This is a genomic window from Agrococcus sp. ProA11 (assembly GCF_039880525.1).
Classification (GTDB): Bacteria; Actinomycetota; Actinomycetes; order Actinomycetales; family Microbacteriaceae; genus Agrococcus; species Agrococcus chionoecetis.
This window is the reverse complement of the sequence record NZ_CP156989.1, coordinates 947667-959609: the sequence shown is the minus strand read 5'-3', so window position 1 is coordinate 959609 and position 11943 is coordinate 947667. Positions and strand designations below refer to the sequence as shown.

Genomic DNA, 11943 nt, shown 5'->3' with positions numbered 1-11943 from the left:
CCGACCGCCGGCACCGGTGACCCGCCCGACGTAGGCTCGGACGGTGAGCGGTCTCGATCAGTCCGAACGGTTTCCCTGGCGCAGGATCGCGGGCGCCGCCTACGTGCCGACCGCGGCCTTCGCGATCGGCGAGGGCGCCGTCATCCCCTACATCCCGCTCATCGCCGGCGACCTGGGCGCATCGCTCGCGGTCGCCGCCGTCGTGGCGGCCATGCTCACCGTCGGCCAGCTGGCGGGCGATGTGCCGGGCGGCAGCGTCGTCGCGCGGTTCGGCGAACGACCGACCATGATCGGCGCCGGACTGCTCGTGCTCGCCGCCGTGGCGCTCGCCTTCGTCTCGACGACGGTGTGGATGCTGGGCGCGGCGATCTTCATCCTGGGACTCGGCCACGCGGTGTTCGCGCTCGCACGGCACGCGTTCATGACCACCTACGTGCCGCTGCGCTACCGGGCCAGAGCGCTGTCGACCCTCGGCGGCATCTTCCGCATGGGCATGTTCGTCGGCCCGCTGCTCGGCTCGGCGGTGCTGGGGCTCGGCTTCGGCCTGAGCGCCGTGTGGATCGTCTGCGCGCTCGGCACGGTCATCGCGATCGTCGTGCTGTTCGTGCTGCCCGATCCCTCGTCGGTGTTCGAGCGCACGCGGCCGACGACCGGCGTGATCGAGCTGCGGCAGGAGCGGTCGGGCATCTGGACGGTCGTGCGGCAGCACGCGACGGTGCTGCTGACGGTCGGGGTCGGCGCCGCGATGCTGTCGCTCGCGCGGCAGGCCCGCAACGTGCTGCTGCCGCTGTGGGCCATCTCGATCGGCCTCGACGGCGTCACCACCGGCCTCGTCATCGGCATCGCAGGCGGCGTCGACTTCGCGCTGTTCTTCATCTCCGGCTGGGTGATGGATCGGTTCGGCCGGCTGTGGAGCGTGGTGCCGTCGCTCGCGCTCATGGCCCTGTCGTTCCTGCTGCTGGCGCTCACGCACGATGTGGACGCCGCCGTGCTGTGGTTCTGGATCGCCGCGATGGTGATGGCGCTCGGCAACGGGCTGGGCTCCGGCATCCTCATGACCCTCGGCGCCGACCTCGCCGATCCGCGCAACCCCGCCCCGTTCCTGGGTGCGTGGCGACTGACGACGGATGCCGGTGGCGCCGCCGCGCCGCTGCTGATCTCGCTGCTGATCTCGGTGGCGTCGATCGCCTGGGCCGCTGGCGGTCTGACCGCGCTGTGCGTGCTCGGCGCGGCGATGCTGCTGCGCTGGCTGCCGCGCAAGCCACGCGCGTAGCGACCCGCCGCGCGGCTGCCGTCGCGGCCGCCGATGAGGCTGGCCTGACTGAATCCTGCGTTGTCGCACCGGCCGCACGGTGGGATCATTCGGGGCAGGTCGCAGCATCGGCGCTGCGCCGTCGACGGCGTCACGGGCCAACGTGTGGAGGATCCCGTGGAACGACGTCAAGAGTCTCGGAGGGCACCCGTCATCGGGGGCGTCATCGCCGCGCTCGTCCTGAGCCTCGCGCTGCCGGCGCCCGCCACTGCGGCCGATGACGATGCCCCGTTCACGCTCGTCGTGCTGCCGGACACCCAGAACTACAGCTACGCGAACCAGGCGGTGCTGGATGCGCAGCTGACCTGGGTGCGCGACTCGATGGCCGACCTCGACGCTGCGTTCGTGATGCAAGTGGGCGATCTCGTGAGCGACTGGGACAACCCGCGGCACTGGGAGAACGTGTCGGGCGCGTTCGAGATCCTCGATGACGCCGACGTGCCGTACACCGTGCTGCCGGGCAACCACGACTTCGACGAGGCCACGGGCGATGTGAGCGTCTTCAACAGCCACTTCCCGCCGAGCCGGCACGCCGACGCCGCCTGGAACACCGCCGAGCGCCGCTACGGCGGCTACCTCGGTCAGAGCCAGTTCGGCCCCGATCCGATCGACCGCGGGAACGCCGACAACTACGCGCTCTTCACCGCGGGCGGCACCGACTTCCTGGTGCTCAACCTGGAGTGGGAGGCGCCCGGCTACGCGCTCGACTGGGCAGATCGCGTGCTCGACGCGCACCCGAATCGCACGGTCATCATGGCCACCCACAGCTTCCTCACCGTCAACGGCCTACGCATGACCACGCCGCAGCGGCCCGGCGGCACCTCGACGGCCGCGCTGTGGGAGCAGTTCGTCAGCACGCACTGCCAGATCCGCCTGGTGGTCGCCGGCCATTCGAACGTCGGCGATCTCGGCGAGGCGAATCGCACCGATCTCAACAGCTGCGGCCAGCCGGTGCAGCAGATCCTCACCGACTACCAGTCGCGCGCGAACGGCGGCAACGGCTGGCTGCGGTACTACACCTTCGACCCGGCAGCGAACACGATGCGGGCGACGACCTACTCCCCCACGCTCGATCAGTTCGAGACCGATGCGAACTCCGCGTTCACGGTCCCGTTCGAGCTCAGCGAGACGCCACCCACACCGCAGACGGCGATCGCCGCCGACGCCTTCGGCCGCTCGACGGCATCGGGCTGGGGCACGGCGGATGTCGGCGGGCCGTGGACGGTGAGCCTCGGCAGCACCGGCCCACTGTCGGTGAGCGGCGGCGTCGGCCGGATGTCGCTCATCCCCGGGCAGACGCGCATGGCGGGGCTCGACTCCATCGCCACGACCGACGCGGTCGTCGACCTTAAGGTCGCGTCGGGCTCGGCGTCGAGCGGCGGAGCCGCCCACACGACCATCATCGGCAGACAGGTCGGCAGCTCGACCTACGGGCTGAACGTGCGCTTCGAACCGGGCGGACGGCTGCGCCTCTACCTGCTGCGCGGCAACACCGCGCTGGACGTCGCGGACCAGAGCTGGACAGCCGGCGTGCCGCTGTCGATCCGGCTCTCCGTCAGCGGTACCAGCCCGACGCAGCTGGCCGCGAAGGTGTGGCCCGCCGGCGGCAGCGAGCCGACCGGCTGGCAGCTGCAGGCGACGGATGCCGCGGCGGCGCTGCAGTCCCCCGGCAGCGTCGCGATCCGCTCGTCGGTGAGCTCCTCATCCAGCGTGCCCTCGACCGTGCTGAGCTTCGACGACCTCCAGGTCGTCTCCGCAACCGCGCCGCCCCCACCGCCACCGCCGCCCGCGAACGAGCCTCCTGCTGCGGTCATCGGGACGCCGACGATCGACGACCTGACGGTCTCGCTCACCGGTGCCGCCTCATCCGACCCCGACGGCACCGTCGTCAGCCACGCCTGGCTGTTCGGCGACGGCACGGGTGCCGCGGGTCCCACCACGACGCACACCTACGGCGCCGCCGGCAGCTACACGATCACCCTCACGGTCACCGACGACGCGGGGGCGACCGCGAGCGCGACGCGCGCCGTCACGGTCAGCAGCGCGCCGCCGCCTCCCCCGCCTCCCCCACCGCCGCCCGGCGATGACGTGCTCGCGGCCGACGGCTTCGCGCGCACGGTCGGCTCCGGTTGGGGCACCGCCGATGTCGGCGGTGCGTGGACGGTCAGCGCCGGCACCAGCTCGCCGCTGTCGGTCGCCGATGGCGCGGGTCGCATGACGCTCATCCCGAGCCAGACCCGGTTCGCGAGCCTCGCGTCGGTGTCGACGACGGAGGCCGTGGTGGAGGTGCGGCTGCGCTCGGAGGTCGCCTCCAGCGGTGGCGCCGCGCACACGACGCTCATCGGCCGCCAGGTCGGCGGCTCGTCCTACGGCCTCAACGTGCGCTTCGAACCCGGCGGGCAGCTGCGCGTCTACCTGCTGCGCGACAACACGGCGCTCGGCGCCTACACCGGCACCTGGACGCCGGGCGAGGACCTCACCGCCAGGCTCTCCGTCACCGGCACGAGCCCGACGCAGCTCGCGGCGAAGATCTGGCCGACCGGCGGCACCGAGCCCGCCGACTGGCAGCTCGTCGCCACCGACAGTGCCGGCGCGCTGCAGAGCGCGGGCTCGGTCACGATCAAGGGCTCGGTGAGCTCGTCGTCCTCGGTCGCCTCCACGCGGCTCGTCTTCGACGATCTGCGCATCACCGCGCCCGCCGCCCCGTAGCTGCAGCACGGCGGGGCGAGGCGACCCGGCCGGTCGCGGGCCAGCACGCCGGTCAATCGACGAAGACTGCCCGGGCCGTCGAGGTGACATCGAGTCGGATGCCCTCCGGCAGCAGGATCGAGACCACCGGGGCGTGCCACACGCTCGAGACGCTGACGGAGGCGCTGCGGGCATCGGCGCTCGCGCCATCGACGCGGATCGCCGTGAGCTCGCCCGCGGCGCGCGCTGTCCACTCGGCTGCGGCGCGATCGACGGCGGCATCGGCGAGCGCCGGCGTCGCGGCGCCGCCGTCGAAGCGCACCTGCTCGAGCGCGAAGGCCTCGGCGGCCGCGAGCGCCGCTCCGTCGGCCACCGTGAACAGGCGTCGCCGCTCGATCAGCAGGCTCGTCGCCGCCGTCACGGCCAGGATCAGCGCGAGCGCGAGCGCCGCGAAGCCGATCGTGAGCACGAGCGTCGATCCCGCGTCCTCCCTCGCGAGTCGCCGCAGCGTGCCGCTCACGGAACGCCGCCGAAGGCAGAGACCGGGTGCATCGCACGCGCGGACACGGGCACGCCGAGGCCGGTGCCGAGCTCGAGCACCGGCGGTGCCAGCGGCAGCTGCACCGTGGTGGCGATCCGCACGGTCACAGACCCACGGCGCGTGGTGCAGTCGCTCGCCACCGGCGTGCAGGAGATCGCTACGGACACCGCGTCGCGGGCGACGCCCGCATCCGCCATCGCCACGCTGATGGCCCGATCGGCAGCGGCGATCCCGGCGCCGTGCGCGTCAGCCTGCGCGATGACGCGCGCAGCGTGCCGCGCGGCGCCTTCGACGCCCAGCACCGCGTGCTGGATCTGACCGAGCGCAAGCACGAGGTAGACGAGCGGCACCAGCAGCACCACGCCCACGGTGAGGAATTCGAGCGAGGCGGATCCGCCCTCGTCGCCAAGGCGTCGAGCCGAGCGGGCCAGCACCGTGCGCGCCTCAGCCGACCGACTCGACCGGCGCATGGCCCGTCACCTCCAGGGCGGTGGGCCCGAGCAGGCCGAACAGCGGCAACGGTGCCGCGACGCGGATCTCGATCGTCTCGAGGCCGGCGACGGTCGCGGTCGCCGCGGTGATCTGCTCCGTGTATCGCGGCCCGATCGCCGTGGTGATCAGCGCCCGGGTTCGTGCGATGCCCGCCGCCGGATCGGAACCGACCAGCGATGCGTGGCGCGCACCCTCGCGCGCCGCATCCGAGAGCGTCGCCCGCACGTGCATCGCGAGGGCCAGCTGCATGACAGCGAGCACGAGCACGACGAGCAGCCCAGCCACCATGGTGAACTCGGCGACCGCCGAGCCGCGCTCGTCGGCCAGCCGCATCAGAAGCTCGTGACGCGCGCGATCGCCTGCTCGAAGACGCCCGTGAGCGCCGGGCCCGCAACCGTCCAGATGACGATGACGAGTCCGGCCGTCATCAGGGTGACGAGCACCCACCCGGGTACGTCGCCGCGCTCTTCGTCGTGGATGCGCCCGACGAGGCGCTGGAATCGTCGGCTGATCGTCGACATGGTCTCCTCCTCCTTCAGAATCCGACCTGCAGCACGTAGACACCCGGCCACAGCGCGAACGCGACGGTGGTCGGCAGCAGGCCGAACACCAGTGGCAACAACATGGCGTTAAGGTACCTTCATGGATTGCGTCATCTACACCCGCATCAGCCTCGACCGCACCGGCGAAGGCGCTGGAGTCGAGCGGCAGGAGCAGGAGTGTCGCGAGCTGGCTGAGCGCCTCGGGCTGACGGTGACGAAGGTCTACACCGACAACGACATCAGCGCCACCAGCGGCAAGGCGCGCCCCGGCTTCGAGGCCATGCTCGACGCTCAGCCCACGGCCATCGTCGCCTGGCATCAGGACCGGCTGCTGCGCCTGACCCGTGACCTGGAGCGCGTCATCGCACTGAACGTGCCCGTGTACACCGTGACGGCAGGCACTCTCGACCTGACCACGCCAGCGGGCCGAGCCGTTGCGCGCACCGTGGCCGCGTGGAGCCAGTACGAGGGCGAACAGAAGGCCACACGACAGCGGGCAGCCAACCGGCAGCGCGCAGCCAAGGGCGAACCCTCCGGGTCGGTGGGGTACGGCTACCGTCGCGGAACGGACGGGCTGGAGGTCGTTGCAGACGAGGCTAAGACCGTGCGCGAGATCGCAGCCCGGTTGCTCGATGGCGAGTCGCTGCGCAGCATCGCCACTGACCTGAACCGTCGCGGGGTTGAGCCGCCCAGGCGCACGGCTGGCGCGGGCCTGTGGAACGGCACCACGCTGCGACAGATGATCCTGCGGGAGTCGCTTGCCGGTCTTCGTCGCTACCGTGGCCAAGTCATCGGAGAGGGCAACTGGCAGCCGATCATCAGCCGCGACGAGCACGACAGGATCGTCGCCCTGCTGAACGACCCCAGCCGCAAGCGCCAGCACGTTGGTCGAGCACCGAAGCACCTGCTGGCGGGGATCGCGCGCTGCGGGAAGTGCGGCGCGAAGATGAAGCGCGCGCCCGGCAGGCTGACGACCACCAAGACCGGCAAGAAGCGTCAGCCGCCGAGTTACTCGTGCCTTGAATGCTACGGCGTGCGTCGCAAGCAAGACCTGGTGGACGCACTGGTGGAGGGCGTCGTGGTGGGCAGACTGCAGATGCCAGATGCAGCGCAGTTGTTCACCCAGGGCGACCCGGCTGCCCTGCAAGCGGCGCGGGACTCCATCGAGGCCATCGACGCCAGGCTGGCCAACGCTGCCGACCTGTTTGCCACTGGCGACATCGACGCTGCGCAGTTGGCTCGTATCACCGAGCGATTGCGAGTGGACCGCACTCAGGCTGCTGCCGACTTGGAAGCTTCGCTGCCCGCTGCCGTGCCTGCTGAGCTGATGGGCAGCACTGCCCCCGCCACATGGGCCGCACTCAGCATGGACAGCAAGCGCGCCGTCCTTGCGACGCTGGTGACGGTGACCATCATGCCGTCAGGGTCGGGCAGGTCCTTCGATCCAGACCTGGTGCGGATCGAGTGGAAGGGCTGAGCGGTACGGAGCGACCTACGTCGCGGGTGGCCCCGAGTCAATCTCCTCGTTCGGCAGGTTCACGACGAGACCGTTCGGCCCGTGCCAACGGACCTCCCCGGACGAGAAGCGCACCTTGCCTACGAGCCGATCCCTGAGCTGCCAATCAGTGAGGTCGGGCTCGTTGGCCCCGTCCTCGGGCTTGAATCCCCAGATACGGCGGTCTTCACGGCGCACATCCGGCGCGGGAAAACTTGGGGGCACGGGGTGATCCCCACTGACCGAGTACAGGGACCGCCGAACGTACTCGATGTAGTTCCGCAGGTCACTTACGTCGCGCCACCGCAATGAATCCGAACGCTCAGGCTGTTTGGACTGGTTAAAGCGAACCATCCATACCAGGGCCTCCCATCGTTCGCGCAGCTCCGCCGGTAGAGCGTGCGCATGGCTGGACCCCGCTTGCAACAGCGCTGCGGCACGATCGTTCCTTTCTCGATGAACGTCAGGTGTCGCCATGACTCGAACGAAAGAGCCTAAGTCCTCATCGCCTCTTTCGATTGTCGTGAAATTGGCGAGCGCTGCGATCAGCTGATCGGCTGCATACGTTCGCCGCTGCTCTTCATCGACGCGTTGCGCTTCTCTTCGCTCCGTCGCAGCCAGATCCGTCTCGTGCTTCAAGACCTTGGCGGTTTGCCGCGAGCCCACCCAAGCGGAAAGGAGGCCACCAACGAGCGCACCCAGTAGCGCTGCCAGCATCTCAGTCATGCTGAGCAATCTAGTGGCGCGCACCGACACGGCTCGCTACCAGCCGCGCCGCGCGCCTAGCCCTCGCAAATGTCTGCAGTAGCAAATCCTGACGGATGGTCGGCCGCGTCATATCCCGGCGAGTAACGGTTGACGTCGTCAGATACTTCGACGCGGTTTGCCGCAGGCGCTCCATCGCCCGCTTGGTTCGCATGATCGCAGATGTAGAGCATTGCGTCCGCGGCGATCCGCTGCGCCTGCTCATTGGTCGTTTCGGTCGGCACATAGATCGTGGCCTTCCTGCCGGAGAATCGCGCACTGTCGAAGACGACGCCTGACTCGCTCAGGAAGGCCTCCAAGTCGAGTGGGGCAGTCTCGGCCGCAGGCTCGGACACGGTTGGCTCAACCGGACCCGACTGCGTCGGCTGGGCCGGCTGCGAAGGAGTGCTGTCGTCCGGCGGATTGACAACCGCACTGACACCGCCGACGACCACAAGCGCCGCGACAAGCCAGACCCACCACCTCAGGGACCAAGGCCTCTTCGGTACATCTGAAGGCTGAGGGGATCGGGTGGGCATGCGTGGCGCTCCTCTGAAATGTGACTCATAGTCCGTGGACTCATTGTCACCTTAGCGAAACGGTTGGCGGGTGCCTGCTCCATCTCACCGCGCCGCTTTCGGCACGCGCGTGCGGGAGCTCAGAAACCAGCACGGCTGGTCACAAGAGGACTTCGCCCACCGTGCGAACCTCGACCGCACCTACGTCTCCGGCATCGAGCGCGGCCGGAGGAACCCAACGCTCGACATCATCTACCGCCTCGCCGAGACGCTCGACGTGCCAGCTGCCGATCTCCTCTCGGAGCGCGCCTAGCCACACCCTGCGGCCCGCACGCGCGGTCCCCACCAGCAGCTCTCAGCGATCCGCTGGTGCCTTGGCGGCTACCGGCCTACCCCAACCACTTACCCCACACACCAACGGCCCCGGCGAACGCTGTCAGGCGCGCAAGCGCCGCTCCTAGCCCCGGTAGGCGACGCGCCGAGGGGCCGCGAGAATTAGCCAAAAGGGCGGGTTGCGGCATAATAGTGCACATGGAATCAGTCGTCAAGGTATTCTGCGAAGGCGTCGGGCACACCAGCCACGACCCCCTCACCCTGGCGCTGTTCCGCGATGACGGCGACGGCTGGGCACGCGTCCACAATGAGGGCGACTCGGACCCGATCCTGTGGGAGCCGAGCGGGGAAGTCTCCATCAGACACACTCTCGACTGCGATCGCTGTCCGTACAAGGGGTACTTCAAGCCGGAGACGCTGTACCCTCAACTTGACGCGGCACGCGCTCGCGGCTGGATGCCAGCCCCGCGCTAACGCCACGCGCTCTACAACTGCACAACACGGGTTCTCACGCCACGCCTGACGTGAATGGGGGTCTACTCAGGAGCTTCTCAACGGGAGTTCAACACCGGCACCTCGCGTGCCGTTCCGTTGAGGAGCTTTTCCGTTGTCTACATCCCAACCACTCACTCCGCATCAGGCAGTGGGCCTCGTTGCCTACAACGCACGCATCGGTGATGCCGAGGCCGAGAAGGTAGCGCGCCGCAACCTGGCCGAGGCCAAGATTGCCGATGCGATCGAGCGTGCGCTTGCCGTCGCGCCGCCGCTAACCACGTCGCAGATCAAGCGACTGTCGGGCCTGCTGCGCACGGGGGGCTCGAAGTGAACCGCCGTCGTCTGCGGGCCGATTACCCGTCCAGGACCTGGCTGTCCGAGGCCGAGGCGATGAACGTGCTGCGCCGCGGTGCCGATCCTGCGTGGTTCGAGCCTGCATATCAGCGCGCGGTCATTATCCCTCACCGGGCCGATCGTCCGTACAGGTACGGACTCATCCGCGTGTACGGCGACTCCGCCGCACCTGAGGCGTACGACGTCCAGTGGTTCTGGGATCGGGAGGGGCTGTCCTGGGCACTCGAGGCTCAGTGGAGCGGCCTCGTCCCGAACGCTCGTCAGGGTGAGCCTCGCCTACCCTACGACGTGTTCTTCTTCACCGCGGACGAGCCGCTGCGCCTGCGGTTGGTGGTTGAGGTCGGCGACTTCGACGATGACGAAGACGAGGGCGACGAGTGAGCGCCGTCGACATCGCACTCAGTCTCGCGGCGGTCGGCTGGCATGTGTTCCCGTGCACCGCAGAGGGCAAGCCGCTGGTCCGCTGGGGCGACGAGGCCACCACCGACCCGGCAACCATCAAGCGGGGGTTCCGCCGGGGCGAGCGCATCGGCATCCACTGTGGCAAGTCCGGGCTGCTGGTGGTCGACCGGGACCGCAAGGACGACCGAGACGGCTTCGCGAGTCTGAAGGCGGCGGGCATCAAGTTGCCAGCGACGATGCACTACACGAGCCGCAGTGGGCGCGGCAGGCACGACCTGTATGCGGCCCCGGCTGGCATGGACTGCACCATCGCTACCGACGTGCACGGCATGGCGGGCGTGGACATTCGCGCGGGCGTCGGCATGGTCATCTACAACGGGCCAGCGCTCACCGAGGCCCCGAGCCTCGCCCCGGCCCCGGCGTGGGCCATCGTCCACCGCAAGGAGCGCGGCTACTCGTCCACGGTGTCTCTGGAGGCATGGCTGGCCGAGGAACGCACGCCGGAGCCGAACACCAAGGCGCGCACGCTGGCCGAAGCCGTGCCGCTCGACGGCGTCAGCAACGCCAAGCTGCTGCCCCTACTAACGCCCATCGTGGACGCGCTGGTGTGGGGCCAGGGTCGGCGGCAGGCGTACGATGTCGCCCGCGAGCGCTACACGCGCAATTACCCGGACGCTGGCGAGGCGTTCGACCAAGCGTGGATTAAGGCCGTCGCTCGGGTGGAGGCCGACTGGCAGGCGGTGATGCACGCGCCGCCGACCGAGCGCATCGCGCCGACCCGCGCCGAGGCGAGGCCGCGCGCCCGCACGCTACAGCTCACGCCGGCATCGGCCATCAGGCCGCGTCCGGTGGTGTGGTTGTGGGACGGCAGGCTCGCGCTCGGCACTCTGGCACTGCTCGCAGGCCGCGAGGGTATAGGCAAGTCGACCACCGCCTACTGGATCGCCGCACGGGTCACCCGTGGCGAGTTGCCGGGCGAGTCCCTCGGCAAGCCGCGTGGTGTGCTGATCGCCGCTACGGAGGACTCCTGGGAGCACACCATCGTTCCGAGACTCATCGCTGCCAAGGCCGACCTCGACAGGGTGTTCCGCGTTGAAGTGCGCACCGCCGAGGACATCCACGTCGGGCTGTCCCTCCCCCATGACATCCACGCACTGGAGCAGGCCGCGCAACAGACCGACGCCGGGCTGCTGCTGCTGGACCCGCTCATGAGCAGGCTCGGCGAGCAGGACACGCACAAGGACTCCGACGTGCGCATCGCGCTGGAGCCGCTCGTGGCCGTGGCTGACACCACCGGCATGGCAGTGCTCGGCATCATGCACCACAACAAGTCCGGGTCGACCGACCCGCTGCAGCTGGTCATGGGGTCCAAGGCGTTCACGGCAGTCGCGCGATCTGTCCACACGGTGGTGATCGACCCCGACGACGACACCGAGCAACGCAAGCTGTTCGGCACCCCGAAGAACAACCTCGGTCGCACCGACCTGCCGACGCTCACGTTCACGATTGCCTCGACGGGTGTCCGCACTGCCGAGGGCACCGCCTGGACAGGTCGGGTCGTATGGGGCGAGGACCTGCACGAGTCCATCGGTTCGGTGATGGGCCGCACCGGTACCGAGACCGACAGGTCTGCGACAACCGAAGCCGCCGAGTGGCTACAGGACGTGCTCTCCGAGGGAATCATGGCGTCTTCCGCCGTCAAGGAGCGGGCCAAGCGGGTGGCAATCAGCGTCGACGCTCTCAAGCGGGCCTGCAAGCGGCTCGACGTCATCGTGACCTCGGCTGGCTACCCCCGGCGCACCTACTGGGACCTGCCAGTGGGCGCACAGTCGGCGCAACCGCTTAGGGGAGAGCAACTAACTACACCAACCACACCAACTAGTACCCGACTAGGGATGTCGGAAGCCACAGTCGGTGCAGTTGGTGCAGTCGGTGCGGTCGGTGGGGCACCACGCGCGCGCAAGCCCACTAGGGCCGCTGGCGGGCAGAAGCGGAAGCCTCGCGTGGGGAGGACCCCGTGAGGCCCA

At 69.4% G+C, this 11943-nt stretch carries 14 protein-coding genes; 8 read left to right on the top strand and 6 right to left on the bottom strand.

Annotated features, from left to right (window positions below; translation table 11 throughout):
• Nucleotides 1-43: 43 nt before the first annotated feature.
• Together ABG090_RS04630 and ABG090_RS04625 are read left to right on the top strand one after the other, a co-directional pair.
• Nucleotides 44-1273, top strand: coding sequence for an MFS transporter (locus ABG090_RS04630; RefSeq protein ID WP_347756839.1), 1230 nt, complete (start codon nucleotides 44-46; stop codon nucleotides 1271-1273).
• A gap of 156 nt (nucleotides 1274-1429) precedes the next feature.
• Complete coding sequence (locus ABG090_RS04625; RefSeq protein WP_347756837.1) at nucleotides 1430-4021, top strand: PKD domain-containing protein; 2592 nt, start codon at nucleotides 1430-1432, stop codon at nucleotides 4019-4021.
• A 52-nt stretch (nucleotides 4022-4073) separates the two neighbouring features.
• Here ABG090_RS04625 and ABG090_RS04620 read toward each other — a convergent pair whose 3' ends face one another.
• From ABG090_RS04620 to ABG090_RS04605, 4 genes are read right to left on the bottom strand one after another with little or no spacing between them, the layout of a single operon-like run.
• On the bottom strand, nucleotides 4074-4520 hold the full coding sequence (locus tag ABG090_RS04620; protein ID WP_347756835.1) for a pilus assembly protein TadG-related protein: 447 nt from the start codon (nucleotides 4518-4520) through the stop codon (nucleotides 4074-4076).
• Entirely contained in the window at nucleotides 4517-5011 is a 495-nt protein-coding gene (locus ABG090_RS04615) for a hypothetical protein (RefSeq protein ID WP_347756833.1), read from the bottom strand. Before ABG090_RS04615 ends, ABG090_RS04620 begins: the two co-directional genes overlap by 4 nt.
• A complete protein-coding gene (locus ABG090_RS04610) occupies nucleotides 4986-5366 on the bottom strand; it encodes a TadE/TadG family type IV pilus assembly protein (protein WP_347756831.1) in 381 nt (126 codons plus the stop codon). Before ABG090_RS04610 ends, ABG090_RS04615 begins: the two co-directional genes overlap by 26 nt.
• Nucleotides 5366-5554, bottom strand: coding sequence for a hypothetical protein (locus tag ABG090_RS04605; protein ID WP_206447062.1), 189 nt, complete (start codon nucleotides 5552-5554; stop codon nucleotides 5366-5368). Before ABG090_RS04605 ends, ABG090_RS04610 begins: the two co-directional genes overlap by 1 nt.
• 121 nt (nucleotides 5555-5675) lie before the next feature.
• On the opposite strand from ABG090_RS04605, the gene ABG090_RS04600 reads away from it, so the two are divergent.
• Complete coding sequence (locus tag ABG090_RS04600) at nucleotides 5676-7052, top strand: recombinase family protein (protein WP_347756829.1); 1377 nt, start codon at nucleotides 5676-5678, stop codon at nucleotides 7050-7052.
• Between the two features lie 15 nt (nucleotides 7053-7067).
• Here the strand turns inward: ABG090_RS04600 and ABG090_RS04595 are convergent, their stop codons facing one another.
• A complete protein-coding gene (locus ABG090_RS04595) occupies nucleotides 7068-7796 on the bottom strand; it encodes a hypothetical protein (protein WP_347756827.1) in 729 nt (242 codons plus the stop codon).
• A 56-nt stretch (nucleotides 7797-7852) separates the two neighbouring features.
• A complete protein-coding gene (locus ABG090_RS04590) occupies nucleotides 7853-8170 on the bottom strand; it encodes a hypothetical protein (protein ID WP_347756825.1) in 318 nt (105 codons plus the stop codon).
• Between the two features lie 292 nt (nucleotides 8171-8462).
• Between ABG090_RS04590 and ABG090_RS04585 the strand changes: the two genes are divergently transcribed.
• From ABG090_RS04585 to ABG090_RS04565, 5 genes are all read left to right on the top strand, one after another.
• On the top strand, nucleotides 8463-8645 hold the full coding sequence (locus ABG090_RS04585; RefSeq protein ID WP_347756824.1) for a helix-turn-helix transcriptional regulator: 183 nt from the start codon (nucleotides 8463-8465) through the stop codon (nucleotides 8643-8645).
• Between the two features lie 218 nt (nucleotides 8646-8863).
• The gene (locus tag ABG090_RS04580) at nucleotides 8864-9139 is read left to right on the top strand and encodes a hypothetical protein (RefSeq protein WP_347756822.1); all 276 of its coding nucleotides are present in this window, start codon (nucleotides 8864-8866) and stop codon (nucleotides 9137-9139) included.
• Between the two features lie 169 nt (nucleotides 9140-9308).
• Complete coding sequence (locus ABG090_RS04575) at nucleotides 9309-9491, top strand: hypothetical protein (RefSeq protein ID WP_347756821.1); 183 nt, start codon at nucleotides 9309-9311, stop codon at nucleotides 9489-9491.
• 59 nt (nucleotides 9492-9550) lie between these two features.
• Nucleotides 9551-9895: a hypothetical protein gene (locus ABG090_RS04570; protein WP_347756819.1), complete on the top strand. Its 345-nt coding sequence runs from the start codon at nucleotides 9551-9553 to the stop codon at nucleotides 9893-9895.
• Nucleotides 9892-11937, top strand: coding sequence for an AAA family ATPase (locus ABG090_RS04565; RefSeq protein ID WP_347756817.1), 2046 nt, complete (start codon nucleotides 9892-9894; stop codon nucleotides 11935-11937). The genes ABG090_RS04570 and ABG090_RS04565 overlap by 4 nt, the downstream gene beginning before the upstream one ends.
• Nucleotides 11938-11943 lie beyond the last annotated feature (6 nt).

What these genes read in the sequence shown, in the direction of transcription:
- ABG090_RS04615 (WP_347756833.1), bottom strand. Translation starts at nt 5,011, where the DNA reads ATGCGCCGGTCGAGTCGGTCGGCTGAGGCGCGCACGGTGCTGGCCCGC.
- ABG090_RS04610 (WP_347756831.1), bottom strand. Translation starts at nt 5,366, where the DNA reads ATGCGGCTGGCCGACGAGCGCGGCTCGGCGGTCGCCGAGTTCACCATG.
- ABG090_RS04605 (WP_206447062.1), bottom strand. Translation starts at nt 5,554, where the DNA reads ATGTCGACGATCAGCCGACGATTCCAGCGCCTCGTCGGGCGCATCCAC.
- ABG090_RS04600 (WP_347756829.1), top strand. Translation starts at nt 5,676, where the DNA reads ATGGATTGCGTCATCTACACCCGCATCAGCCTCGACCGCACCGGCGAA.
- ABG090_RS04595 (WP_347756827.1), bottom strand. Translation starts at nt 7,796, where the DNA reads ATGACTGAGATGCTGGCAGCGCTACTGGGTGCGCTCGTTGGTGGCCTC.
- ABG090_RS04580 (WP_347756822.1), top strand. Translation starts at nt 8,864, where the DNA reads ATGGAATCAGTCGTCAAGGTATTCTGCGAAGGCGTCGGGCACACCAGC.
- ABG090_RS04570 (WP_347756819.1), top strand. Translation starts at nt 9,551, where the DNA reads ATGAACGTGCTGCGCCGCGGTGCCGATCCTGCGTGGTTCGAGCCTGCA.